Origin of the sequence: Streptomyces africanus (assembly GCF_030816955.1) — a bacterium.
GTDB lineage: Bacteria > Actinomycetota > Actinomycetes > Streptomycetales > Streptomycetaceae > Streptomyces > Streptomyces africanus.
In genome coordinates this window covers 2,092,711-2,117,936 of the sequence record NZ_JAUSYP010000001.1, presented here as the reverse complement: position 1 = coordinate 2,117,936, position 25,226 = coordinate 2,092,711, and the positions used below count along the sequence as shown (strand labels likewise).

The following is a 25,226-nucleotide window of genomic DNA, read 5'->3' as shown; positions in this document are numbered from 1 at the left end:
GGCAAACGCCGGCCGAACGTTCTGCGCGGGCCTCTTCGTGTACGGCCCGGACGTCAGTCCTCGCCCAGGTACGCCTTGCGTACCGACTCGTCGTGCAGCAGGTCCTGCCCGGTCCCGGAGAGGACGACGTTGCCGACCTCCATGACGTGGCCCTGGTCGGCGAGGGAGAGTGCCGCCTGGGCGTTCTGTTCGACGAGCAGGATGGTCGTGCCCTGGGACTTCAGCTCGGAGATCGTCGCCATGATCTTCTGCATCATGATCGGGGAGAGGCCCATGGAGGGTTCGTCGAGCATGAGCAGCTTGGGCCGGGACATCAGGGCGCGGCCCATGGCGAGCATCTGCTGTTCGCCGCCGGAGAGGGTTCCGGCGGCCTGCTTGCGGCGTTCCCCGAGGATGGGGAAGAGGTCGTAGGCGCGCTGGATGTCCTTCTCGATGCCTTCCTTGTCCTTGCGGAGGAACGCGCCGAGCTGGAGGTTCTCCGCGATGGTGAGGCGGGGGAAGATGTGCCGGCCCTCGGGGGAGTGGGCGAGGCCGAGGGCGACGATCTTGTGGGCGGGGATGCCGCTCAGCGGCTTGCCGTCGAAGACGATCTTCCCGGACGTCGGCTTGAGCAGACCCGACAGTGTGCGCAGGGTGGTCGTCTTGCCGGCGCCGTTGGTGCCGATGAGGGTGACGACCTGGCCGGCGTCGACGCTGAAGGAGATGCCTTTGACGGCTTCGATCTTGCCGTAGGAGACCCGGAGGTCCTCGACTTCGAGGAGTGCGGTCACTGGGCTTCTCCCTTGGTGCTGCTGGCGGTGCTGGGTGCGTCGGCGGCGGCTCCTGCCGCGGCTTCGGCTGCTTCGACCTCTGCGGCTTCGGCCTGTCCGGGGTCGCCTTCGAAGGGTTCTCCGAGGTAGGCGGCGATGACGCGTTCGTCGGCCTGGACGACTTCGGAGGTGCCCTCGACGAGCTTCTCGCCCTGGACGAGGACGGCGACGCGGTCGCTGAGGTTGAAGACGAAGCGCATGTCGTGCTCGATGAGGAGGACGGCGACGCCCTTGTCGCGGATGGCGAAGACCAGTTCTTCGGTCGCCCGCGTCTCCTGGGGGTTCATGCCTGCCGTGGGTTCGTCGAGCAGGAGGAGGCCGGGTTCGCTGGCCAGGGCGCGTGCGATCTCCAGTTTGCGCTGTTCGCCGTAGGGGAGGTTGCGGGCGAGGTGGTCGCGCTTGTGGGCGAGGCCGATGAACTCCAGGAGTTCCATGGCCCGTTCCTCGCTGGCGCGTTCGGCCTTCTTGAAGCCGGGGCCGCGCAGGAGGGCCGACCAGAGGCCTTCCTTGGTCCGTGTGTGGCGGCCGACGAGGACGTTTTCCAGGACCGTCATGTTGGCGAACAGGCGGATGTTCTGGAAGGTCCGGGCGATGCCGGCCTGGGTGACCAGGTGGGGCTTGGGCGGCAGGACGGTGCCCTTGTAGGAGACCGTGCCTTCCGTCGGGACGTAGAGGCCGGTCAGGCAGTTGAAGAAGGTCGTCTTGCCGGCGCCGTTGGGGCCGATGAGTCCGACGATCTCGCCGGCGTTGACCGTGAAGTCGACGGAGCGGACGGCGGTGAGGCCGCCGAAGCGCATGGTGACGTCGCGTGCTTCGAGTACAGGTGTCGTCATGGTGGTTACGCCCCCGCCTTGGTGACGGCCGGTTCGTCGGTCAGCGTGGTCTGTTTGGGTACGTCGAGTTGGCCGGTCTCGTGGAATTCGAGCTGGCGCCGGCGGTTGGCGATGATGCCTTCGGGGCGGAAGCGCATCAGCAGGATGAGTGCGATGCCGAAGGCCAGGAGCGACTTGTCCTGGAGGAACACCAGCTTCTCGGGGAGCAGGTAGAGCAGGGCCGCGCCGAGGAGGGGGCCTGCGACCGTGCCCATGCCGCCGAGGACGACCGCGGCCAGGAGGAACGCGGAGTTGGGCGGGGTGGAGCCGGCGAACTGGTACGGCGTGGGGACCACGCTGTAGGTGACATGGGCGCTGACGGTGCCGGCGAGGCCGGCGAGGGCGGCGCCGAGGGCGAAGGCGACGAGTTTGACGCGGAAGCCGTTGATGCCCATGGCGGTGGCGGCGGTCTCGTCCTCGCGGATGGCGATCCAGGAACGGCCGATGCGGGAGTCCGCCGCACGCGTGTAGACCAGGACCACGATGGCCATGATGAGGACCATCAGCAGGTAGTAGTTGGCGAACCGGCCGAGGGTGAATCCGCCGATGTCGTGGGGCTGGCCGAAGTTGAAGCCGAGGAGGTTCAGGTCGGGGATATTGGCGATGCCGTTGGGGCCGTTGGTGACGTCGGGTCCGGAGTCGCCGTCCATGTTGTTGACGGCGATGCGGAAGATCTCTCCGAAGCCGAGGGTGACGATGGCGAGGTAGTCGCCGCGCAGCCGCAGGGTCGGGGCGCCGATGAGGACGCCGAAGACGAGGGAGGCTGCGGCGCCTGCCAGGGCGGAGGCCCAGAAGGGCAGGTGGACGCCGGAGATGGTGGAGAACTCGGAGCCGGAGACGAGGGCGGCGGTGTAGGCGCCGACGCCGAGGAAGGCGACGTATCCGAGGTCGAGGAGTCCGGCGAGGCCGACGACGATGTTGAGGCCGAGGGCGACCGTCCCGAAGATCAGGATGTTGACGCCGATGTTGGCGTAGTGGTCGTCGGTCTGGGTGAAGGGGAAGGCGATGGCCGCGGCGAAGCCCATGGCGAGGGTGAAGCTGCGGTTGCCGGCGATCAGCCGGGAGAAGCGGTCGAGCAGGCCGGCGGTGTGCAGGGCCCACATGGCGAAGGTGACGACGAAGAGGTAGCCGACGAAGAGTTCGCCGTACTCGGTGTCGATGCCGTAGGTGAAGACGCCGAGGCCGATGATGGTGACGACGGTGATGACGGCTCGCTGGACCCAGCCGCTGCCGAGCTGGGCGGCGGGGATGCGGTCGGGTTTGGCGATGTAGGCCTTGAGGGCTGCCTTGGTGCCGTCGGTGCCGGTCTTCTCCTGGGGGAGGGCGAAGGCGCCGAGGAGGGGCAGGAGGGAGGCGATGGCCGCGATCCAGCCGCCGGGTTCGAGGTTGACGACGCCGCCGAGTTCCGCGCTGATGGCGATGACGGTGAACCAGGTGACGGCGAAGCCGCCGAGAGCGGTGAGGACGAGCGGTGCGTTGTTGCGGGCGGGCAGCAGCCAGCCGAGGCCGCGGACGCCGTAGGAGGCGAGGGTGAACAGGGCGGTGAGGACGCCGGCGGTGAAGGTCAGCCATTGCAGGCCGCCGGGGTAGCCGTTGATGGTGAGGTCGCCGGGGAACTCGTCGGTCCAGGTCCAGGCGAGGAACGCGGAGGCCGCGGTGGCGATGCCGCCGGCGAGCAGCAGGGCGCGGGCGGCCGCGGCGGGCAGCGGTATGAGACCGCGCAGGGCGGGCGTCGGGGTGGGGACGGCGTCCGGCGCTGGGGTCTTCTTGGTCGTCTCGGTCATGTGATCACGCCCTGTCCGCGACGCGCTCGCCGAGCAGGCCCTGGGGCCGGAACAGGAGCACGAGGATGAGGAGGCAGAAGGCCCACACGTTGGCCCAGCTCTGGCCGCCGAGCTGCGACATGCCGGGGATCTCGTCGATGTAGGCGGAGGCGAGGGTTTCGGCGATGCCGAGGACGACGCCGCCGAGCATGGCGCCGTAGATGTTGCCGATGCCGCCCAGGACGGCGGCGGTGAACGCCTTGAGGCCCATGAGGAAGCCCATGCGGTAGTCGACGTTGCCGTACTTGAGTCCGTAGGCGACGGCCGCGACGGCGGCGAAGAAGCCGCCGATGGCGAAGGCGATGACGATGATGCGGTTGGTGTCGATGCCCATCAGCTGTGCGGTGTCGGGGTCCTGCGCGGTGGCCTGCATGGCGCGGCCGGTGCGGCTGCGGCGCACGAAGACGGCGAGGGCGGCCATGCAGCCGACGGCGGCGAGGATGAGGAAGATGTCGGCGTCCTTGATGGTGACGGAGCCGATGTCGTGGGTGGCGTCGAGGCCGGGGAAGGCGCGGGCGCGGTCGGCGCCGGGGTAGAAGTTGCGGACGACCTCCTGGAGGGCCAGGGAGAGGCCGATGGCGGTGATGAGGGGTGCCAGGCGTGGGGCTCCGCGCAGTGGCCGGTAGGCGAACCGTTCCGCTCCGACGGCGATGAGGATGGCCACGACGGCGCCGCCGAGGAGCATCAGGGGTACGGCGAAGACCATCGAGGTGCCGTCGGGGAGGATGTAGAAGTAGACCGTGAGGGCGCCGAAGGCGCCGGTCATGAAGATCTCGCCGTGCGCGAAGTTGATGAGCTGGACGATGCCGTACACCATCGTGTAGCCGATGGCGATCAGCCCGTACATCGAGCCGAGAAGCAGCCCGTTGGCCAGCTGCTGCGGCAGGGTGTTCACCGCATGGCCTCCATGTCGCTGGTGGTCGTGTGCACTGGATGCGTGCGTGGTCGCGTGCTGTGTGGGGGTGTGAAAACGGGCCGCGCGGTCGGGGTCCTCCTCCCGCGCGGCCCGTGGTGCGGCTTTTGGGGGGCCGGGACTACTTCAGGTCGGCGGTGCCCGTCTCGACGTCGTTCCACTTGCCCTTTTCGACCTGGTACACCGTCAGCTGCTTGTTGGTGGTGTCGCCGTACTGGTCGAAGGAGACCTTGCCGGTGAGGCCTTCGAAGTCGGACTTCTGGACGCCGTCGACGACCTTGGAGCGCAGGTCGTTGATGTCGCTGGGCACCTTGCCGCCGTTGGCGTCGGCCGCGGCCTTGACGGCCTTGATGATGGCCGTGGTGGCGTCGTAGGCGTAGGCACCGTACGCGCCGTAGTCGCCCTTGTAGCCCTTGTCCTTGTACGTCTGGATGAACTGCTTGGCCGCGGGCAGGGTGTCGGCGGGGACACCGATGGCGGTGACGAGGTCGCCCTCGGCGGCCTTGCCGGCGGCCTCGATGTAGGTGGAGGCGAACATGCCGTCGCCGCCGAACAGCGGGATCTTGACGCCGGCGTCCTTGAGCTGCTTGGTGATCAGCGCGGACTCGTCGTACTGGCCGCCGTAGTAGAGCAGGTCGGCACCGGAGTTCTTGATCTTGGTGACGAGGGAGCCGAAGTCCTTGTCGCCGGTGTTGACGTGGTCGGTGGCGACGACCTTGCCGCCGAGCTTCTTGAACTGCTCGTTGAAGATCTTCGCGAGGCCGGCGCCGTAGGTCTGCTTGTCGTCGACGACGAAGGCCTTCTTCTTCTTGAGGCCGTTGTACGCGTAGCCGGCCGCGAAGCTGCCCTGGAGTTCGTCGGTGGTGGCGGTACGGAAGTACGTCTTGAACGGACGCTTCTTGTCCGTCTGCCAGTTCTTGCCCTGGGTGAGCTCGGGGGCGGTGTTCGCCGGGGAGATCTGGACCATGTTGGCCGAGGCGAAGACCTGCTGCATCGTCTGGGCGACGCCGGAGTTCAGCGGGCCGACGGCGCCGACGGCGGTCTTGTCGCCGGTGAAGGTGGTGGCGTTGGACTGGCCGGTGGCGGGCTGGGCCTTGTCGTCCAGGGCCTTGAGCTTGAATTTCACGCCCGGGACCCAGTTGTTCTTGTTGGCGTCGTCGACGGCGATCTGAGCGCCGTACTGGATGCCGAGGCCGGTGGTGGAGTTCTCACCCGACAGGGGGGCGTCGACGCCGATGGTCAGCGTGGTGCCGTTGCCGCTGTCTCCGCTCTTGTCACCGCTGTCGTCTCGGGAGCCGCAGGCGGTGAGAGTCAGAGCTCCGGTCGTCAGAACGGAGGTAAGAATCACCAAGGAACGCTGTCGCACGATCAGTCCTTTCACAGGCAGGCCCGCCCTGGTCGGGGGGTGAGTGCCGCGCTGGTACCGAACTCCCGATGGAGCGGTGACTGGCCGTGACTCTAAGCCCGTGTGGAGGCAGGGTCAGCGGCGTGGGCTGGCTTGTGACTTTCTTGTTATGACGCGATGGATGCCCGGCTTCGGTGGCGGGCCCTCTCGGCGGGTTTGGTGGATTTTCTCCGTGGTCCGCATTCTGAGAACGCGCACTTCCGGTTGGCCGTGGCTGAGATCGTGTGTCCACCGGGGCGCGGGCGGCCGAAAAGGGGGCCGGCGAGGTCCGGGGAGCCGCTGCGGCCGAGGGTGGAACTGAGCTGTTGTATTGCACGCGCGTTACGGAGCGTTACGCCGAGAAAAGGGACGGTCCGCGTCCGGGGGAGTTCCGGCTCGCCGGAAAAGGCGATTTCCGCGGTGATGCGATGGGCCGGCTCGCCGGCCGGCTCGGTGAGGAACGGGTAAACGCCGATGCGGGCCTGAACCGCCTGCTCGTGGGGGAGTCGAGGATCAGTCGTCGGTGGTGAGGCGCGTGGAGGTGGCCGGGGTCACGGCGGTCACGGCCACCGTTGCGGGGGTCGGGCGTCCGGGGGCGGGCCGGCGGTCGGGGGCCATCGCGGCGGGGTGCGCGTCCCCGGGGTGCAGCGCGGGCCGGCGGTCGGGGCCACCGCGACGGGGTCACGCGTCCCGGGCTGCCGCGCGCCGGCGGTCGGTCGACCGTGCCTGCCGGGCCTGCGCTGATGACGTTCAACTTCCGTCGCTGTACGGCGAATTGACGGCCCGATGGCCCGGTGAGGTGCGTTGCCTGATGGGACCCGGAGAGTGAGGGGCGGGGGCGCTGCCCGGGGGCCCCGCCGCACCTGGTGGTGCGCGATGCGGCGGGGCGTTCGGTCATGCCGGGTGGCCGGTGGCCGTCGGCGCGAGGATGCGGCAGCATCACGAACGGCGAGGTGATCGCGGCCACCGTGACGGGGTCACGCGTCCCCGGGGTGACCGCGCGGCCCAGCGGTCGGCGAACCGGCCTGCCGGGCCTGCGCTGATGACGTCCGACTGCAGTCGCCGTACGACGACTTGACGGGCCGGAGGGTCCGGTGAGGTGCGTTGCCCGATGGGGTCGGGGGAGTGAGGGGTGGGGCCGCTGCCCGGGGGTGGTGCCCCGCCGCACCTTGTGGTGTGCGATGCGGCGGGGCGTTCGGTCATGCCGGGTGGCCGGTGGCCGTCGGCGCGAGGTTACGGCAGCTTCACGAAGGGCGAGAGGAAGGCGCGGGCGCCGGGGGTGTCCAGGCGGTAGGTCACGTTGGTGGCGTAGCAGGGTGTGTCGCCGGTGATGGTGGTGGCGGCGAGGATGTTCTTCCCGCCGATGACGGCGAAGTTGGGGCCGCCCGAGTCGCCGTAGCAGGCGCCTCCGTTGCCCTGCGGGGCGGTCATCGCCAGCCGGGCCCAGGAGTTGTTGAGGGCGTCGAAGGTGACGGGTGCCTTCATGCGGACGCCGCCGCCGGGGTGGGTCTGGCCGCCGGGCCCGTTGACGGCCTCCTGGGTGCCGTAGCCGGCGACGAGCCAGTCGGTGGCGTTCAGTCCCTGCGGGCCGAGTCTGCCGAGCTGGTTCGCGGTGGGCAGGGTGGCCGGGGTGAAGCTCCAGCGGGCCTTGACCTTGGCGGCGGGCAGTTCGATCACCGCGATGTCGTGGGTGTCGGAGGCGGGCCCCGGGTAGTCGGGTTGGGTGTGGGCGGCGCCCGGGACGGCGACGGCGGCGGCCTGCGCGGCCGGGTCGCCCGGGTACTTCTTCGCCGCCGCGTCGAGCCCGGACTGCACGTCCTGGTCCAGGGACACGTAGAACCGGACGTTGTCGGGCCAGTCGGAGGTGCAGTGCGCGGCGGTCAGGAAGGTGTCCGCGTCGATCATGGTGCCGGAGCAGACCCAGTCGACCCGGTCGGGGGTCGCGGGGTCGCCGTCGTTGTCCCAGGTGGCCACGAGCGCGCCGACTTCGGTGCGTTCGGGGGCGGGTGTCGCGTTGTAGGAGTTGATGGCGGAGGACGGCAGCGCGGTGGCGAGCACGGCGGCACCGGCCGCGGCGGTGACGGCGATGGCACGTACGGAGGTCAAGAGAAACCCTTCTACGGGTGGGACGGGTCTTCTCCTGTGGGGGTGGAGCGTCAGTGAAGCGCGCGGGGGCGGCCGCGACAAGAGCGCGCCCGCCCCTCCAGGGTTTTCCCTACGTCGGTCAGCTCGCGGCGCGGATGAGCTCCTCGTCGCCCGGGTTCACGTCGCGCAGCAGGCAGGTCAGCCGGGCCGTGCACACCCTTTTGTCGCTCTCGTCCGTTATTACGATTTCGTACGTAGCGGTCGAGCGCCCCCGGTGCACGGGCGTGGCCACGCCGGTCACGAGGCCGGAGCGCACCCCGCGGTGGTGCGTGCAGTTCAGGTCGACGCCCACGGCGATCTTGGAGCTGCCGCCGTGCAGCATCGAGCCGACCGAGCCGAGCGTCTCGGCCAGCACCGCGGAGGCCCCGCCGTGCAGCAGTCCGTAGGGCTGGGTGTTGCCCTCGACCGGCATCGTCCCGACCACCCGGTCCGCCGACGCCTCGACGATCTGGACGCCCATCCGGGTCCCGAGGTGGCCCGCGGAGAACAGGGCCAAGAGGTCGACGCCGAGCGCGGCGTACTCGTCGATGACCTCCTGCGGGAACTTCACATGCTGCTGCTCGCCCATGGGGCCCGGTCTCCGTTCGTCCAGATCATGCGGTTGGGCACTGTGGCTGAGCAAACGCTCAGTCGGTCGCCGATTGTTCCAGACGCACCACGACGGACTTGCTGGCCGGGGTGTTACTCGTGTCCGCCGTGGCATCCAGCGGCACCAGCACGTTGGTCTCCGGGTAGTAGGCGGCGGCGCAGCCCCGGGCCGTCGGGTAGTGCACGACGCGGAACCCCGGCGCCCTGCGCTCCACGCCGTCCCTCCACTCACTGACCAGGTCGACGTAATCGCCGTCCGCCAGCTTCAGGGCCCGCGCGTCCTCGGCGTTGACCAGCACCACCCGGCGGCCGTTCTTGATGCCCCGGTAACGGTCGTCGAGGCCGTAGACCGTGGTGTTGTACTGGTCGTGCGAGCGCAGCGTCTGGAGCAGCAGGCGGCCCTCGGGCAGCTCCGGGTACTCCACCGGCGCGGCGGTGAAGTTGGCCTTGCCGGTGGCCGTGGGGAAGCGGCGCTCGTCGCGCGGGGCGTGCGGGAGCGTGAAGCCGCCGGGGCGGGCCACGCGCGCGTTGAAGTCCTCGAAGCCGGGGATCACGCGCGCGATGCGGTCCCGGATCGTCGCGTAGTCCTTCTCGAACTCCTCCCAGGGCGTGGCGCTGTTCTCGCCCAGTACACGGCGGGCCAGACGGCAGACGATGGCCGGCTCGGACAGCAGGTGCCGGCTCGCGGGCTCCAGCCGGCCCCGGGAGGCGTGCACCATGCCCATGGAGTCCTCGACGGTCACGAACTGCTCGCCGCTGCCCTGGAGATCGCGCTCGGTACGGCCGAGCGTCGGGAGGATCAGGGCACGCGCGCCCGTGACCGCGTGCGAGCGGTTCAGCTTCGTCGACACGTGCACGGTCAGCCGGGCCCGCCGCATGGCCGCTTCCGTGACCTCCGTGTCCGGGGACGCGGAGACGAAGTTGCCGCCCATGGCGAAGAAGACCTTCGCCTCGCCGTCGCGCAGCGCGCGGATGGCCCGTACGACGTCGTAGCCGTGCTCGCGCGGCGGGGCGAAGCCGAACTCCTTCTCCAGGGCGTCGAGGAACGCCGGGGCGGGGCGCTCGAAGATGCCCATCGTGCGGTCGCCCTGCACGTTCGAGTGGCCGCGCACCGGGCACACGCCCGCGCCCGGGCGGCCGATGTTGCCGCGCAGGAGAAGGAAGTTGACCACTTCCTTGATCGTCGGCACCGAGTGCTTGTGCTGGGTGAGACCCATCGCCCAGCAGACGATGGTCCGCTCCGAGGTGAGGATCATCCGGAGGGCCTTGTCGATGTCCTCGCGGGTCAGGCCGGTCGCCGCGAGCGTCTCGTCCCAGTCGGCCGCGCGGGCGGCCTCGGCGAACTCCTCGTAGCCGTGCGTGTGCTCCCGCACGAACGCCTCGTCGACCGCGCCCTCCGTTTCGACGATCAGCTTGTTGAGCAGACGGAACAGGGCCTGGTCGCCGCCGATGCGGATCTGCAGGAACAGGTCCGTCAGCGCGGCGCCCTTGAGCATGCCCTGCGGGGTCTGCGGGTTCTTGAAACGCTCCAGGCCCGCCTCGGGCAGCGGGTTGACGCTGATGATCCGCGCCCCGTCGGCCTTGGCCTTCTCCAGGGCGGACAGCATGCGCGGGTGGTTCGTCCCCGGGTTCTGTCCGGCGACGATGATCAGGTCGGCCTTGTAGAGGTCCTCCAGCAGGACGCTGCCCTTGCCGATGCCGATCGTCTCCGACAGGGCCGAGCCGGACGACTCGTGGCACATGTTCGAGCAGTCGGGCAGGTTGTTCGTGCCGAGCTCGCGGGCGAACAGCTGGTAGAGGAACGCGGCCTCGTTGCTCGTGCGGCCCGAGGTGTAGAAGACGGCCTCGTCGGGGGAGCCGAGGGCGGCGATCTCCTCGGCGATGATGTCGAAGGCGCGCTCCCAGGTCACCGGCTCGTAGTGGGTGCCGCCCTCCGGGAGGTACACGGGGTGGGTGAGGCGGCCCTGCTGGCCCAGCCAGTAGCCGCTGCGGCCGGCCAGGTCGGCGACCGGGTGCGCGGCGAAGAACTCGGGCGTGACCCGGCGCAGCGTGGCCTCCTCGGCGACGGCCTTCGCGCCGTTCTCGCAGAACTCCGCCCTGTGCCGGTGCTCCGGCTCCGGCCAGGCACAGCCCGGGCAGTCGAAGCCGTCCTTCTGGTTCACACTCAGCAGCGTCAGCGCCGTGCGCTTCACACCCATCTGCTGCTGGGCGACCCGCAGCGTGTGCCCGATCGCGGGGAGGCCCGCTGCCGCGTGCTGCGGCCCGGCGACCTGCGGCGCGTCCTGAACCGGATCACTCTTGGGCGGCTTCGTCGCCATCGCACGCTCCCCTTCGACTGCACTGTGAGGTACGTCTCCGATCCTCGCACGCTGCGGTGACATCGCGTGAGGGGAGGGCTGGAGGTGACGGCCCGCCCCGGCGCACGCGCCGTCGGGGGCGGGGCCGAGTGTCAGTGGGGCGTGGCAGGATCGGGGGCGTGGCAGAGACAGCATCGAAGACGACCGACCAGACCTCCGGCGGCAGCCGCCCGCGACTGATGCTCATGGACGGGCACTCGCTGGCCTACCGAGCGTTCTTCGCGCTGCCCGCGGAGAACTTCACCACCGCGACGGGCCAGCCGACGAACGCGATCTACGGCTTCGCTTCGATGCTGGCCAACACGCTGCGCGACGAGGCGCCCACGCACTTCGCGGTCGCCTTCGACGTCTCCCGCAAGACCTGGCGGTCGCAGGAGTTCACGGAGTACAAGGCGAACCGCTCCAAGACCCCTGACGAGTTCAAGGGCCAGGTCGAGCTGATCGGCGAGCTCCTCGACGCGATGGGCGCCGTCCGCTTCGCGGTCGACGGCTTCGAGGCGGACGACGTCATCGCCACGCTCGCCACGCAGGCCGAGGCCGAGGGCTTCGAGGTGCTGATCGTCACCGGTGACCGGGACTCCTTCCAGCTGGTCAGCGAGCACACGACCGTGCTGTACCCGACCAAGGGCGTCTCCGAGCTGACCCGCTTCACCCCGGAGAAGGTGTTCGAGAAGTACGGGCTGACGCCCGCGCAGTACCCCGACTTCGCGGCCCTGCGCGGCGACCCCTCGGACAACCTCCCCGGCATCCCCGGCGTCGGCGAGAAGACCGCCGCGAAGTGGATCAACCAGTTCGGCTCCTTCGCGGAGCTCGTCGAGCGCGTGGACGAGGTCAAGGGCAAGGCCGGGCAGAACCTCCGCGACCACCTGGAAGCGGTCAAGCTCAACCGCCGGCTCACGGAGCTGGAGCGCCGGGTCGAGCTCCCCAAGGGCGTCACCGAGCTGGAGCGGACCGCGTACGACCGCAAGGCCGTCGCGATGGTCCTGGACACCCTGGAGATCCGCAACCCCTCGCTGCGCGAGCGGCTCTTCGCCGTCGACCCCGGCGCCGAGGAGGCCGAGACCACCCCCATCAGCACGGACGGCGTGCAGCTGGACGGCACGGTGCTCGGCACCGGCGAGCTGACCGGCTGGCTCACCGAGCACGGCACCGGGCCCCTCGGTGTCGCCACGGTCGACGCCTGGGCGCTCGGCGCCGGCTCGGTCGCCGAGGTCGCGCTCGCCGGGCCCGGCGGAGCAGCCGCCTGGTTCGACCCCTCCCAGCTGGACGAGGCGGACGAGACGGCCTTCGCGGCCTGGCTGGCCGACGCCGGGCGGCCCAAGATCTTCCACAACGCCAAGGGCGCCATGCGGGTCTTCGCCGAGCACGGCTGGAGCGTCGAGGGCGTGACCATGGACACCGCGCTCGCCGCCTACCTCGTCAAGCCGGGCCGCCGCTCGTTCGACCTGGACGCGCTGTCCCTGGAGTACCTGCACCGCGAGCTCGTCCCCGCCGCCGCGGCCGACGGCCAGCTCGCCTTCGGCGCGGACGAGGGCGCCGAGGCCGAGGCCCTGATGATCCAGGCCCGCGCTGTCCTCGACCTGGGCGAGGCCTTCGAGAGCCGCCTGGAGGAGGTCGGCGCCGCCGACCTGCTGCGCGACATGGAGCTGCCCACGTCCGCGCTGCTCGCCCGCATGGAGCGGCACGGCATCGCGGCCGACCGGCCCCACCTGGAGGCCATGGAGCAGATGTTCGCCGGCGCCGTCCAGCAGGCGGTGAAGGAGGCGCACGCGGCGGCCGGGCACGAGTTCAACCTGGGCTCGCCCAAGCAGCTCCAGGAGGTCCTCTTCGGCGAGCTGGCCCTGCCCAAGACGAAGCGGACGAAGACCGGCTACACCACGGACGCCGACGCGCTGGCCTGGCTCGCCACGCAGACGGACAACGAGCTGCCGGTGATCATGCTCCGCCACCGCGAGCAGGCCAAGCTCCGCGTCACCGTAGAGGGCCTGATCAAGACGATCGCCGCGGACGGCCGCATCCACACCACGTTCAACCAGACGGTCGCCGCCACCGGCCGCCTGTCCTCGACGGACCCGAACCTGCAGAACATCCCGGTCCGCACCGACGAGGGCCGCGCGATCCGCCGCGGTTTCGTCGTCGGTGAGGGCTTCGAGTCCCTGATGACGGCCGACTACAGCCAGATCGAGCTGCGCGTGATGGCCCACCTCTCCGAGGACGAGGGCCTGATCGAGGCGTTCACCTCCGGCGAGGACCTGCACACCACGGCCGCCTCTCAGGTCTTCTCGGTCGAGCCGACCGCCGTGGACGCCGAGATGCGCCGCAAGATCAAGGCCATGTCGTACGGCCTGGCCTACGGACTGTCCGCCTTCGGCCTCTCCCAGCAGCTGAACATCGAGGCGGCGGAGGCCCGCGCCCTGATGGACGCGTACTTCGAGCGGTTCGGCGGCGTACGGGACTATCTGCGCCGGGCGGTCGACGAGGCCCGGGCGACGGGCTACACGGCGACGCTCTTCGGACGCCGCCGCTACCTCCCCGACCTCAACAGCGACAACCGCCAGCGCCGCGAGGCGGCCGAGCGGATGGCCCTCAACGCGCCCATCCAGGGCACGGCGGCCGACATCGTCAAGATCGCCATGCTCAAGGTGGACAGCGCGCTGAAGGACGCCGGACTCGCCTCCCGCATGCTGCTCCAGGTCCACGACGAAATCGTGCTGGAGATCGCCCCCGGGGAGCGGGCCGCCGCCGAGGAACTCGTCCGCCGCGAGATGGCGAACGCCGTCCACCTCCGCGTCCCCCTGGGCGTCTCGGTGGGCGCGGGCCCGGACTGGGAGTCGGCGGCGCACTAACCCGGCGCGCAGTGCGCTTGGCCGGCTCCTGAGCCGGGGGCGTCCGCCCCGGCCCCCGTCGACCGGGAGTCGGCGGCGCACTGGCCCGGCGCGGAGTGCCCTCGGCCAGGTCCTGATCTCCAGGCCGGGCCGCTCGGGCCGTCGCCGACGACCACGACCCGGATGTGGGAGGGTGCCCGCCCCCTCATTCCGCCGCCTGCGAGTCGGTCGCGCATCGCCTGGTGCGGCGTGCCCTCGGCCAGGACCTGAGCCGGGGGCACCCGCCGCCCACCCCCGCTGAACCCCCGCCGAAACGTCACTCGCGTGGCCCCCGACAAAGGGCCCCCGCCCCCTGCCGTCGTAAAGATGCGGGCATGGGTATACGCACGCTCCTTTGCCGCACGGTCCCAGGCGTGGCACTCCCGCCGGTCCCGCCCTTCGCGGCCGCCGCAAGCACGGTCCGCGTCCCCGCCGGCCTCACCACGGCCCTGCGCCGCACGACGGCGGACCTTCGGCAGCGCCTTGCCAAGGGCCGGCGGCCGACCGATCCCACGCGCGCCGGCGCCGGTGACATGACGGCCGTCCCCGGGCTCACCGGCACCGGCGCCATGTCCGCCGTCGTGGGTCTCACCAGCCCCGGCGACGTGTCCGACATCCTCGGTCTCACCGGCGGTCCAGCCCCTGGCGCCCAGCACCGAGCCAATGCCGATCGCGTCGGCGATGCCGATCGCTCCGGCAGGACCGATCGGCCCGGCAGGGCCGGCCGCCCGTGGGCGGACCTGGCCCGCAGCTACCTGACGCTCGTCCTGACCCGGCTCCCACGGCCCCGCCGCCCCGCGCACACCACCATCACCGTGTACATCGCGACGACGGCGCCCCTCAGCGAGCGGCCGACCGGCTCGGCTCCGCGTCATCGACGCGGTCAGCACGGCCCGGGACCGGAGCCGGACGCCACGCCCTGACCCCCACGGCGTACAGCAGCAGCGCCGGGACGAGCCCCGCGCCCGCCCCGAAGCACACCGTCGGAATGATCTCCCACGGTTTCGCGCTCGAACCCCAGTAGGCCCACCACCGCGACGCCCGCTGCACCGCCCCCACCAGCGCGAAGCCGCCGATCACCGCACCGGCCAGCCACCGGTCCCGCACCGACAGCGCCGGGACCCCCACCGGCTCGCGCACCGGCGCCCGCCGCACGGCCCGCGCCACGAACACGGCGATCACGACAGCGGCCACCGCCGAACCGCCGTACTGCAGGTACCAGTACAGCGGCGAACCCGCCACCTCCCGGCCCAGCACCGGAAGCAGCCGCATCCCCCACCGGTCGAGATGCGTGAACGCGTCCCAGACGACGTGCGTCAGCGCGCCGAGCACCGCGGACGCGTACCACCGCAGCACCAGGGACGGCCGCACACGCGCGCGTGGCGCCCCGCACCGCACCAGCGCGGAGACCCGCCCCTGCCGGGCCCGCGGCAGCAGCGCCACCAGCGGTTCGCGCACCAGCAGCCACAGCCCCACCAGCGCCCAGGCGAGGAGCACATCGACCGTGAAGACACCCGGGAACGAGTGCGTGACGTCCCCGAACTCCATCGCCCCGGACACCGCACTCGCCGCGTAATAGGTCATGTCGGGCGCGAAGGAACCCGCCACCAGCACGGCGGGGACCAGTGGGCCCCGGCCGGTGCCGTCGGTGCGTACGGCGGGCAGTACGGCTGCCGCGTGGCTCAGCGTGAACGGCAACTCGGCTCCTTGTGACGGTCGTTGGCCGGGTGATCGGAGGGGCCCAGTATGCGGGAGGCCGGACACCGGCCCGCCCGCCGTACTCGCCACATGACCAACCGGTGAAAAACGGGCACGAACGGGTGCCCGAGCAAAGGAAGTTGTCGTAGGGTCGCCAGGGTCACCGTGCCGGTGGCAGGAGACAGGCCTGTCGGAGGGCAACCACTCGGGCCGGTCGATCGTCACAACAGAGCGAACGCAACAGAAGTACGCGTACGCAACAGAAGCGCGCGACAGACAGAGACGGGCGCTCGGGCGTCCACGGGAGGGGTTCACTCTATGGCGGCGCAATTCGGCAGGAGGCTGTGCAAGGGGGCGGCGACCACCGCCGTGGCCGCGGTAGCGGTCGCGGCCCTGTCCGCCTCCCAGGCTCCGGGCGTGAACGACCACGGCAGACAGCCGGCCGCGGACGCCACACCCTCACCCGACGCGAGTGCCTCCGACGGCAGCGCCACCGGCAACTCGCCGTACTACACGGACCTGCCGCCGCTCAACAGCCCGAGCCCGTCGCCGAGCACCGGGCCGCTCCCCACCCCCTCCGGCACGACGGAGGCGGGCATCCCCGCGACCGTCCTCGACGCCTACAAGAAGGCCGAGGCCTCGCTGCGCGACTCCAAGCCCGGCTGCAACCTGCCCTGGCAACTCCTCGCGGCCATCGGCCGGGTGGAGTCGGGGCAGGCCCGCGGCGGCCGCGTCACCGCCGACGGCACCACCGTCTCGCCGATCCTCGGCCCGCAGCTCGACGGCAACGGCTTCGCCCTCATCAAGGACACCGACAACGGCGCCTACGACGGCAACAGCAGCTACGACCAGGCCGTCGGCCCCATGCAGTTCATCCCGTCCACCTGGGCGTGGGCCGGCCGCGACGGCAACGGCGACGGCAAGAAGGACCCCAACAACGTCTACGACGCCGCGCTCGCCGCCGGCCACTACCTGTGCCGCAACAACTGGGACCTGTCCGACCAGAACGACCTCGACCGCGCGATCCTCAGCTACAACAACTCGCGCGAGTACCTGAACCTGGTCATGCGGTGGCTGGACTACTACCGCAAGGGCACGCACGAAGTCCCCGACGGCACCGGCACGCTGCCCGGCAACCGCAGCGACGACCGGGCCGGATCGAGCTCCAGCCCCTCCACGCCGAGCACGCCCGGCACACCGGGTGCGGGCGGCTCCAAGCCCAACCCCAGCCCCAGGCCCGAAAAGCCCGGCGGGGGCGGCACGACGACCCCGAAGCCCACCACTCCGCCCACCACCCCGAGTGCGCCGCCTTCGACGTCTCCCACGCCCACCGACACGGTGCACCACCTGGAGGACGCCGGGACCGCGAAGCTCACCGCGATGGCGGGCGACACGTTCACCAAGCGGATCAGCACCCGCGCCGAGACGAAGGCCGGCGAGGCCGTCGCCAAGGTCAGGATCCGCTTCACGATCGTCGGCGACACGGACACCACGTTCGCAGGCGGGGAAAGCGTGGCCACGGTCGCCACCAACAGCTCCGGAGTGGCCGTCGCGCCCGCACTCCAGGCGGGGGAGAAGACGGGCGACGTCACCGTCCGGGCCACTGTCGTGGGCCGCACGATCGCGGGCCTCGACTACACGGCCACCGTCACCGAGCGTGCTGCCGACACCCTCACCCGCACCGGCGACGCCGCGCTGACCTGCACCCCGGGCGGTGAGTTCGCGAACCAGGTCGAGGTGAAGGCCACGTACAAGGGCGCCGTCGCGGACGGCGTCGCGGCCACCGCCACGCTGATCAAGTCGGCGGACGATCCGACCGCCAACGACAAGGGCCCCTACTTCAAGGACGCCGACGGCAAGGCCGTACGCACCCTGACGGGCCTGAAGACGGACGCGAAGGGCCTGCTGAAGCTGCCGAAGCTCTACGCGGACGACACCACCGGCACGTTCCTGCTCCGCGTCAACACCGAAGGCGCGAGCGACCCTCACCGTCGAACTGACGGTGGCGGCTGCCGAGACGTCCTCGCCGAGCCCCTCGGCCGGCCCGAGCGCGTAGCTCTCAGGTACGACGCACGACGCCCCTCTTTCAAGAGGGGCGTCGTTGTGTGTGCAACGTGTTCTCATCTCCGCCGCGCGTTGCTACGGTGCCGAGAAACCTGACGGTGTATCAGCTCAGCCCGTGGGGAGGCCCCGCATGCGCGTACTCATCGCCGCCGCCACCGGTCTCGCCGTCGCGTTCGCCGTGGTCCTGACGCTGACCGCCCTCGGCTCCCCCTCGGGCGGTACGTCCCCGAAGCCGCTGCTGACGACGGTGCCCGCACACCCCTGACCGCCCGCCCGGGAGGGAGGCCGAGATGCGCCGCAAGGCCGGCCTGGTCCTGCTCGCCCTCGCCGTGTTCTTCACGGCACTGTCCCCGCTGCTGCGCTGGTACGCCTTCCCGCGCCTCGCCAAGGTCCCCGCGCACCAGTACCAGGACATGGTCCTGGAGGCGGAGAACGCCACCCTCCTCGACTACGGCACGATGCGGGCCCGCACGGTCCCCAAGGTCACCATCGTGCAGACCCTCAAGGGCAACGTGGAGGCCTCGGAGCGGATCGAGGAGTCGGCCGGCCGGGACGTGGTCGCGTGGGACGGTCTGTCCTACGTCGTCGGCCCCGACGGCGAGATGGTGTCGAAGATCCCCGAGCGCTACATCTTCGACGCCCACACCCAGGAACCCGTCCACGCCACCGGCGAGACGGTCGACGGCGACCCGGTGCGCCGCGAGGGCATCGAGTTCAAATGGCCGTTCCTCACGGAGAAACGGGACTACGAGTACTTCGACGCCCAGGCCCGCGTCACCGCCCCCATCCACTACAAGGGCACCCGGGACTTCCGCGGCCTGGAGGTCTACTACTTCGAGCAGACCATCCCCTGGACCAAGGTGCGGATCCCGAAGACGCTGCCCGTGGCGGGCCTCACCCCCGAGTCCGTCGCCGAGACCGGTACGACCCGCTGGTACACCACGGTCCGCAAGTTCTGGGTCGAACCCCTCACCGGCGCCCCCGTCTACGGCGAGGAACTCCACCGGGAGGAACTGCGCGGCGGCACCCTCCTCGGCGACCGCGACAAGGTGACCGCATTCGCCGGGCACGTGAAGATGCGCGAGGACTACATCGCGCACACGGTCGACCTGGTGAGGTCCCAGCGCCTGCTCATCCTGCTCATGACGTCCTACGGGCCGTGGGGCTCACTGGCCCTCGGCGTCCTCCTGCTGGCCCTCGCGCTGTACCTGGAGGCCCGCGGCCGCCGCCCGTCCGGCCCGGCCGCCACGGAGGCCGAGGAACCGTCACCGGTCAGCGCCTGAGCCGGACGGCGATCAGCGCCTGAGCCGGGCGCTGGTGTGCCGGGTCGGCTCGGCCCCGGCCGGGTCCTCGGGCCACGGATGCTTCGGATAGCGCCCGCGCAACTCCGCCCGCACGCCCTTGTAGCCGTCCCTCCAGAACGAGGCGAGGTCGGCGGTCACGGCGGCCGGACGCCCGGCCGGAGACAGCAGATGCACGAGCAACGGCACCCCGGCGACCCGCGGCGACTCCTGCAGCCCGAACATCTCCTGCAACTTCACCGCCAGCACGGGCTGCTCGGGCCGGGAGTAGTCGACACGGATCCTCGACCCACTGGGCACGGTGATCCGCTCCGGAGCGAGCTCGTCGAGCCGCCCGGCCTCACCGGAGGCCCAGGGCAGCAGCCGCGCGAGCGCCTCCCCGGCTTCGATCCGCGCCAGATCGGCCCGCCGCCGGGCCCGGCTCAGCTCCGGCTCCAGCCACTCCTCCACACGCGCGTGGAGCGCGTCGTCGGAGACGTCGGGCCACGGTTCACCCAGGTGCAGCCGCAGAAACGCGAGCCGCTGCCGCAGGACACCGGCCTCCGGCGACCAGCGCAGCGCCCCGAACCCCTCCCGCCGCAGCCCGTCGAGCAGCGCACCGCGTACCAGCCCGGGATCGGCGTCCCTCAGCGGCCGCACCGCCAACTCCACGGCCCCCAGCCGCTCCACCCGCCGCGCCACGACGTCCCCACGGTCCCACCCGACCTCGTCCCGCTCCTCCAGCAGCGCCCCTGCGGCGAGCCGCGCGACTCCTTCGTCGACCACGGCACCCGACTGCACGCGCGCGTGCCCCTTGCCGACGGGCCGGTCCGCCACGGCGACGGCGACCCAGTCGGCCCCCCGCAGCCCGCTCCCCTCGCCGATCTCGGCACGCGTCCCGGACACCATGAGGCACGACCCGCCGTCGACCCTGGCGACGCGCTCAGGAAAGGCAAGCGCGGCAACGAGCCCCACCTGCCGATCCTCCGAGGCGTTGTCCCACCTCCCGACCTCGACCTCTGGACGCGAGATACGGCTGGGCGGGTGGGAAACCCCCGAAACGACGGCCCGCAGCCGCCGAACCTCGCTCCGCCACCGCGCGGCATAGGCGTCACCCCCACGCCGAGCACGACGCAACGCACCCGCGAGATCATCGCCGTACTCCCGAGGCGCCTCCTCACTGAGCAACGCGATGACCTCGGCGGCCCTCTCCGCCCCGACCAAGCCGGACCCGTCCAGCAACGCCCGCCCCAGCCGCGGATGAAGCCCCAGCCGAGCCAGCGCAGCGCCCCGCTCCGTGGCCCTCCCGACGGAGTCAACGGCCCCCACCGCCGCCAGAACATCCCGCGCCGCCGCCATCGCCCCACCCGGCGGCGGATCCAGCAACGCCAGCCCGGACGCGTCCGGATCCCCCCAGCACGCCACCTGGAGCGCGAACGCGGTCAGGTCGGCCACCTTGATCTCCGGCGAGGGGAAACGCGGCAGACGCGCGTCCTCGGCCTCCGCCCAGCACCGGTACACCGCCCCCGGCGCCTCACGCCCGGCCCGCCCCGCCCGCTGCCGCCCGGCCGCCTGTGACGCCCGTACCGTCGTCAGCGCGCTCAGCCCGCGCGCGTGGTCTACGCGCGGCTCCCGCGCCAGCCCGGAGTCGACGACCACGCGCACACCGGGAACCGTCAGCGACGACTCCGCCACCGACGTGGCCAGCACCACCCGGCGCCGCCCCCCGCCGGCCAGCACGGCGTCCTGGACGGCCGCGGGCGCCCGCCCGTGCACTTGGAGCACCTCGACGTCCCCGAGCTCACCGAGCTGCCCGGCGACCCGGGCGATCTCGCCGACGCCCGGCAGGAAACACAGCACGTCCCCGTCCCGCTCGGCCAGTGCCCGCCGCACCACCGACGCCACGTGCGCCAGCAGCGCCGGATCGACACGCATCCCGTGCGGCGGCCGTACGGGCCGCACCGGCGGCGCCCACACGACCTCCACCGGATACGCCGCCCCCCGCGCCTCGACCACCGGAGCCCCGCCCAGCAGCCCGGCCCACCCCTGCGCGTCGGTCGTCGCCGAGGCGGCCACCAGCCGCAGTTCCGGACGGAGCGTCTGCCGTACGTCCCACAGGAACGCCGCCGCCGTGTCCGCGTCCAGATGCCGCTCATGACACTCGTCGAGGACCACCACATCGGCACCGGCCAGCTCCTGGTCCCGCTGCAGCCGCTGCACCAGCACCCCGGTCGTGACGACCTCCACGCGCGCGTGCCGCCCGACGACGCGTTCCCCGCGCACGGTGTAGCCGACGCTTTGGCCCACCTTCTCGCCCAGCAGCCACGCCATCCGCCGCGCCGCCGCCCTTGCCGCGATCCGCCGCGGCTCGGCGACGATCACCCGCCGCCGGGGCCCCTCCCCGAGCAGCCCCGCCAGAGCCAGCGGCACCAGGGTCGTCTTGCCGGTGCCGGGCGGCGCCACGAGCACGGCGGTGCCGTGCCCCTCCAGGGCGTCGTCCAGGGCGGGCAGGGCACCGCGTACGGGCAGGGCGTCCAGAGCGTCGTAACGGATCACGCCTTCAGTGTCGTACGGCCCGGAAGGCCCCCGTCACACGCGCGTGCGTCAGTCCCCTCGGTCCCGGCCTCAGTCCCGTTCGCACACGAAGATCGCCGTCCCCGGGATCAGGTTCCCGCGCAGCGGCGACCAGCCGCCCCACTCGGACGTGTTCCAGGCCGGCCACTCCGGCTCGACCAGGTCCACGAGCCGGAAGCCCGACGCCACCACGTCCCGGACGCGGTCGCCGAGCGTGCGGTGGTGCTCGACGTAGACCGCGCGGCCCTCCTCGTCCTGCTCGACGTAGGGCGTGCGGTCGAAGTACGAACCCGACACAGACAGCCCCTCCGGTCCCGGCTCGTCCGGGAAGGCCCAGCGGATCGGGTGCGTCACCGAGAAGACCAGACGGCCCCCGGGGCGCAGCACCCGGCACACCTCCCGCAGCACCAGGCGCGGATCGGCGACGAAGGGCAGCGCCCCGTACGCCGAGCAGGCCAGGTCGAACGAGCCGTCCGCGAAGGGCAGCGCGCCGGCGTCGGCGCACACCAGGGGGAGGGGGCCGCCGATGCGCAGCGCGTGCTGCAACTGCCGGTGCGAGATGTCCAGGGCCACCGGGCGGGCTCCCTGGCCGGCCAGCCAGCGCGAGCACTGCGCCGCGCCCGCGCCGATCTCCAGGACGTCCTTGCCCTTCAGCTCTTCCGGAGGGCCGAGCAGTTCGGCCTCCACCTCGTCCAGACCCTCGGGGCCCCACACGAAGCGGTCGTCGCCGAGGAAGGTGCCGTGCTCGGTCTGGTACTCGTCCGCGTTGCGGTCCCACCAGCCACGGTTGGCGCGGGAGCTCTCCGTGACCCCCGCGGTACGCCGGGTGGCCTCGGGTTCGGACGCTTCGGGCTCTTGGATGATCGGCTCCCTCGTCGTACTCTTCCGTCCAGCCGGTCCCGGAGGGGCACGAAACGGGCGCCCCACGCCCTACGTGGCCTCGGACGACACGACTTGTGCCGGGTATGCGGTGTTCCGCCCCGGGTGGGCGGCTTCGCGCATTGACCCTGCCCGGCTGCCCCCGTATGCTACAAGTTGCGCTGCGGGCCTGCGCACCTCAGACGTAGCAGGCTGCGCTCGCATCTGTATGTATGTCCCCTCGGTTGTCGAGGCGCCACCGATCTTGTGTGGCGCTTCCTTGGCTGTCCGGCTTCTGCAGAGCGAAACGGGCTCCCGGCGTAGCAGTACCTACGACTTCAATGTCCGTACCGGAGCCCTTTCCCACATGACGAGCAGCACCGAGACCACCGCCACCACCCCGCAGGTAGCGGTCAACGACATCGGTAACGAGGAAGCCTTCCTCGCCGCGATCGACGAGACGATCAAGTACTTCAACGACGGCGACATCGTCGACGGCGTCATCGTGAAGGTCGACCGGGACGAGGTCCTGCTCGACATCGGTTACAAGACCGAAGGTGTGATCCCGAGCCGCGAGCTCTCGATCAAGCACGACGTCGACCCCAACGAGGTCGTCGCCGTCGGCGACGAGATCGAGGCCCTTGTTCTCCAGAAGGAGGACAAGGAAGGCCGCCTGATCCTCTCGAAGAAGCGCGCCCAGTACGAGCGTGCCTGGGGCACCATCGAGAAGATCAAGGAAGAGGACGGGATCGTCACCGGTACCGTCATCGAGGTCGTCAAGGGTGGTCTCATCCTCGACATCGGCCTCCGTGGCTTCCTCCCGGCCTCCCTGGTCGAGATGCGCCGCGTCCGCGACCTTCAGCCCTACGTGGGCAAGGAGCTCGAGGCCAAGATCATCGAGCTGGACAAGAACCGCAACAACGTGGTCCTGTCCCGCCGTGCCTGGCTGGAGCAGACCCAGTCCGAGGTCCGCCAGACGTTCCTCACGACCCTCCAGAAGGGTCAGGTCCGTTCTGGCGTCGTCTCCTCGATCGTCAACTTCGGTGCCTTCGTGGACCTGGGTGGCGTCGACGGTCTGGTCCACGTCTCCGAGCTGTCCTGGAAGCACATCGACCACCCCTCCGAGGTCGTCGAGGTCGGCCAGGAGGTCACGGTCGAGGTCCTCGACGTCGACATGGACCGCGAGCGCGTCTCCCTGTCGCTGAAGGCGACCCAGGAAGACCCGTGGCAGCAGTTCGCCCGCACCCACCAGATCGGCCAGGTCGTGCCCGGCAAGGTCACGAAGCTGGTTCCGTTCGGTGCGTTCGTCCGCGTGGACGAGGGCATCGAGGGTCTGGTCCACATCTCCGAGCTGGCCGAGCGCCACGTGGAGATCCCGGAGCAGGTCGTCCAGGTCAACGACGAGATCTTCGTCAAGGTCATCGACATCGACCTCGAGCGCCGTCGCATCAGCCTCTCGCTGAAGCAGGCCAACGAGGCCTTCGGTGCCGACCCGTCGACGGTCGAGTTCGACCCGACCCTGTACGGCATGGCCGCGTCCTACGACGACCAGGGCAACTACATCTACCCCGAGGGCTTCGACCCCGAGACCAACGACTGGCTCGAGGGCTACGAGACCCAGCGCGAGGCCTGGGAGACCCAGTACGCCGAGGCGCAGCAGCGCTTCGAGCAGCACCAGGCGCAGGTCATCAAGTCCCGCGAGGCGGACGAGAAGGCCGCTGCCGAGGGTGGCGAGGCCGCCGCTCCCGCCGCGTCCGGCGGTGGCGGTGGTTCGTACTCCTCCGAGGGCCCGGACAACTCCGGCGCGCTGGCCTCGGACGAGGCGCTCGCCGCGCTCCGCGAGAAGCTGGCGGGTGGGCAGAGCTGAACGCCCACTGAGCTGTAGCTCCTGACTGAGGGCCCGCACCTTTCGAGGTGCGGGCCCTCAGCGTGTGTCAGGGGCGTTGTCCCAGCTGCCAAGATCGATGTTCTCCTCCTCCGGGGGAATGCCCATGCCCGCAACGGCGTTGTGGAGTATGAACACGAGGAGGAGCGGTCACTGTGCTAGATCCGCAGGGCTTGTACGCATGGGAGCCGAAGGGGCTGGCCGTCGTCGACATGGCGCTGGCCCAGGAATCGGCCGGTCTTGTCATGCTCTACCACTTCGACGGATACATCGACGCGGGCGAGACGGGCGACCAGATCGTCGACCGGCTGCTCGACTCGCTGCCCCACCAGGTCGTCGCCCGCTTCGACCACGACCGGCTCGTGGACTACCGCGCCCGCCGCCCGCTGCTGACGTTCAAGCGCGACCGCTGGAGCGACTACGAGGACCCCGCCATCGAGGTGCGGCTGGTCCAGGACGCCACGGGAGCGCCGTTCCTGCTGCTGTCCGGCCCCGAGCCGGACGTCGAGTGGGAGCGTTTCGCAGCGGCCGTGAAGCAGATCGTGGAGCGGCTCGGCGTCCGCCTGTCGGTGAACTTCCACGGCATCCCGATGGGCGTCCCCCACACCCGGCCCGTCGGCCTGACCCCGCACGGCAACCGCACCGACCTCGTCCCGGGCCACCGCAGCCCGTTCGAGGAGGCGCAGGTGCCCGGCAGTGCCGAGTCCCTCGTCGAGTACCGCCTGCTCCAGGCGGGGCACGACGTCCTGGGCGTCGCCGCCCACGTCCCGCACTACATCGCCCGCTCCCCCTACCCGGACGCGGCCCTGACGGTCCTGGAGGCCGTCACGGCGGCGACCGGACTGGTGCTGCCCGGCATCGCCCACGCCCTGCGTTCGGACGCCCACCGCACCCAGACGGAGATCGACCGGCAGATCCGCGAGGGCGACGAGGATCTCACGGCGCTCGTCGAGGGCTTGGAGCACCAGTACGACGCGGTCGCGGGCGCCGAGACCCGGGGCAACATGCTCGCCGAGCCGGTGGACATCCCCTCGGCGGACGAGATCGGCCGTGAGTTCGAGAAGTTCCTGGCGGAAAGAGAAGGCGACAGCTGAGCCCGGGACACCTGGACA

17 protein-coding genes and 1 pseudogene are annotated in these 25,226 nt (G+C 71.0%); 7 read left to right on the top strand and 11 right to left on the bottom strand.

The features are described 5' to 3' along the window. Nucleotides 1–53: 53 nt before the first annotated feature. The 8 genes from QF034_RS09905 to QF034_RS09870 all read right to left on the bottom strand — a co-directional run bounded on the left by QF034_RS09905 (nucleotide 54) and on the right by QF034_RS09870 (nucleotide 10,852). Nucleotides 54–770: an ABC transporter ATP-binding protein gene (locus QF034_RS09905; RefSeq protein ID WP_307174581.1), complete on the bottom strand. Its 717-nt coding sequence runs from the start codon at nucleotides 768–770 to the stop codon at nucleotides 54–56. After that, the gene (locus tag QF034_RS09900; protein ID WP_307174580.1) at nucleotides 767–1,642 is read right to left on the bottom strand and encodes an ABC transporter ATP-binding protein; all 876 of its coding nucleotides are present in this window, start codon (nucleotides 1,640–1,642) and stop codon (nucleotides 767–769) included. The genes QF034_RS09905 and QF034_RS09900 overlap by 4 nt, the downstream gene beginning before the upstream one ends. A 5-nt stretch (nucleotides 1,643–1,647) precedes the next feature. Then, nucleotides 1,648–3,465 carry a branched-chain amino acid ABC transporter permease gene (locus QF034_RS09895; protein ID WP_307174579.1) on the bottom strand — a complete coding sequence of 606 codons (1,818 nt, stop codon included), beginning with the start codon at nucleotides 3,463–3,465 and terminating at the stop codon, nucleotides 1,648–1,650. 4 nt (nucleotides 3,466–3,469) lie between these two features. Further along, a complete protein-coding gene (locus QF034_RS09890; protein ID WP_307174578.1) occupies nucleotides 3,470–4,399 on the bottom strand; it encodes a branched-chain amino acid ABC transporter permease in 930 nt (309 codons plus the stop codon). Between the two features lie 139 nt (nucleotides 4,400–4,538). Next, entirely contained in the window at nucleotides 4,539–5,768 is a 1,230-nt protein-coding gene (locus QF034_RS09885; protein WP_307179846.1) for a branched-chain amino acid ABC transporter substrate-binding protein, read from the bottom strand. A gap of 1,266 nt (nucleotides 5,769–7,034) precedes the next feature. Beyond that, nucleotides 7,035–7,907, bottom strand: a complete 873-nt coding sequence (locus QF034_RS09880) for a trypsin-like serine protease (RefSeq protein WP_307174577.1) — start codon at nucleotides 7,905–7,907, stop codon at nucleotides 7,035–7,037. 118 nt (nucleotides 7,908–8,025) lie between these two features. After that, complete coding sequence (locus QF034_RS09875) at nucleotides 8,026–8,514, bottom strand: PaaI family thioesterase (protein WP_307174576.1); 489 nt, start codon at nucleotides 8,512–8,514, stop codon at nucleotides 8,026–8,028. 58 nt (nucleotides 8,515–8,572) lie between these two features. Beyond that, the gene (locus QF034_RS09870; RefSeq protein WP_307174575.1) at nucleotides 8,573–10,852 is read right to left on the bottom strand and encodes an FdhF/YdeP family oxidoreductase; all 2,280 of its coding nucleotides are present in this window, start codon (nucleotides 10,850–10,852) and stop codon (nucleotides 8,573–8,575) included. 158 nt (nucleotides 10,853–11,010) lie between these two features. Between QF034_RS09870 and polA the strand changes: the two genes are divergently transcribed. Next, on the top strand, nucleotides 11,011–13,737 hold the full coding sequence (gene polA / locus QF034_RS09865) for a DNA polymerase I (RefSeq protein ID WP_307174574.1): 2,727 nt from the start codon (nucleotides 11,011–11,013) through the stop codon (nucleotides 13,735–13,737). Nucleotides 13,738–14,129: 392 nt separating this feature from the next. After that, on the top strand, nucleotides 14,130–14,678 hold the full coding sequence (locus QF034_RS09860) for a hypothetical protein (RefSeq protein ID WP_307174573.1): 549 nt from the start codon (nucleotides 14,130–14,132) through the stop codon (nucleotides 14,676–14,678). On the opposite strand, the gene QF034_RS09855 is transcribed toward QF034_RS09860, so the two are convergent. Then, nucleotides 14,596–15,453: a DUF4184 family protein gene (locus QF034_RS09855; RefSeq protein WP_307174572.1), complete on the bottom strand. Its 858-nt coding sequence runs from the start codon at nucleotides 15,451–15,453 to the stop codon at nucleotides 14,596–14,598. The two genes, QF034_RS09860 and QF034_RS09855, sit on opposite strands and share 83 nt — an antisense overlap. 318 nt (nucleotides 15,454–15,771) lie before the next feature. Here QF034_RS09855 and QF034_RS09850 point away from each other — a divergent pair. The 3 genes and pseudogenes from QF034_RS09850 to pgfA all read left to right on the top strand — a co-directional run bounded on the left by QF034_RS09850 (nucleotide 15,772) and on the right by pgfA (nucleotide 18,800). Next, nucleotides 15,772–17,509, top strand: a pseudogene (locus QF034_RS09850) (lytic transglycosylase domain-containing protein). 138 nt (nucleotides 17,510–17,647) lie between these two features. Continuing rightward, a complete protein-coding gene (locus QF034_RS09845; protein ID WP_107400588.1) occupies nucleotides 17,648–17,782 on the top strand; it encodes an SPW_0924 family protein in 135 nt (44 codons plus the stop codon). 25 nt (nucleotides 17,783–17,807) lie between these two features. After that, the gene (pgfA, locus tag QF034_RS09840) at nucleotides 17,808–18,800 is read left to right on the top strand and encodes a cell envelope lipid trafficking protein PgfA (RefSeq protein WP_307174571.1); all 993 of its coding nucleotides are present in this window, start codon (nucleotides 17,808–17,810) and stop codon (nucleotides 18,798–18,800) included. 12 nt (nucleotides 18,801–18,812) lie between these two features. Here pgfA and hrpB read toward each other — a convergent pair whose 3' ends face one another. Both hrpB and QF034_RS09830 read right to left on the bottom strand, forming a co-directional pair. Then, a complete protein-coding gene (hrpB, locus tag QF034_RS09835; protein WP_307174570.1) occupies nucleotides 18,813–21,353 on the bottom strand; it encodes an ATP-dependent helicase HrpB in 2,541 nt (846 codons plus the stop codon). A 69-nt stretch (nucleotides 21,354–21,422) separates the two neighbouring features. Then, nucleotides 21,423–22,298, bottom strand: coding sequence for a class I SAM-dependent methyltransferase (locus QF034_RS09830; protein WP_307174569.1), 876 nt, complete (start codon nucleotides 22,296–22,298; stop codon nucleotides 21,423–21,425). Between the two features lie 298 nt (nucleotides 22,299–22,596). Here QF034_RS09830 and rpsA point away from each other — a divergent pair, with 298 nt between their 5' ends. Beyond that, a complete protein-coding gene (gene rpsA, locus QF034_RS09825; protein WP_306967837.1) occupies nucleotides 22,597–24,096 on the top strand; it encodes a 30S ribosomal protein S1 in 1,500 nt (499 codons plus the stop codon). A gap of 173 nt (nucleotides 24,097–24,269) precedes the next feature. Beyond that, on the top strand, nucleotides 24,270–25,208 hold the full coding sequence (locus tag QF034_RS09820; protein WP_307174568.1) for a PAC2 family protein: 939 nt from the start codon (nucleotides 24,270–24,272) through the stop codon (nucleotides 25,206–25,208). Nucleotides 25,209–25,226: the final 18 nt, after the last annotated feature.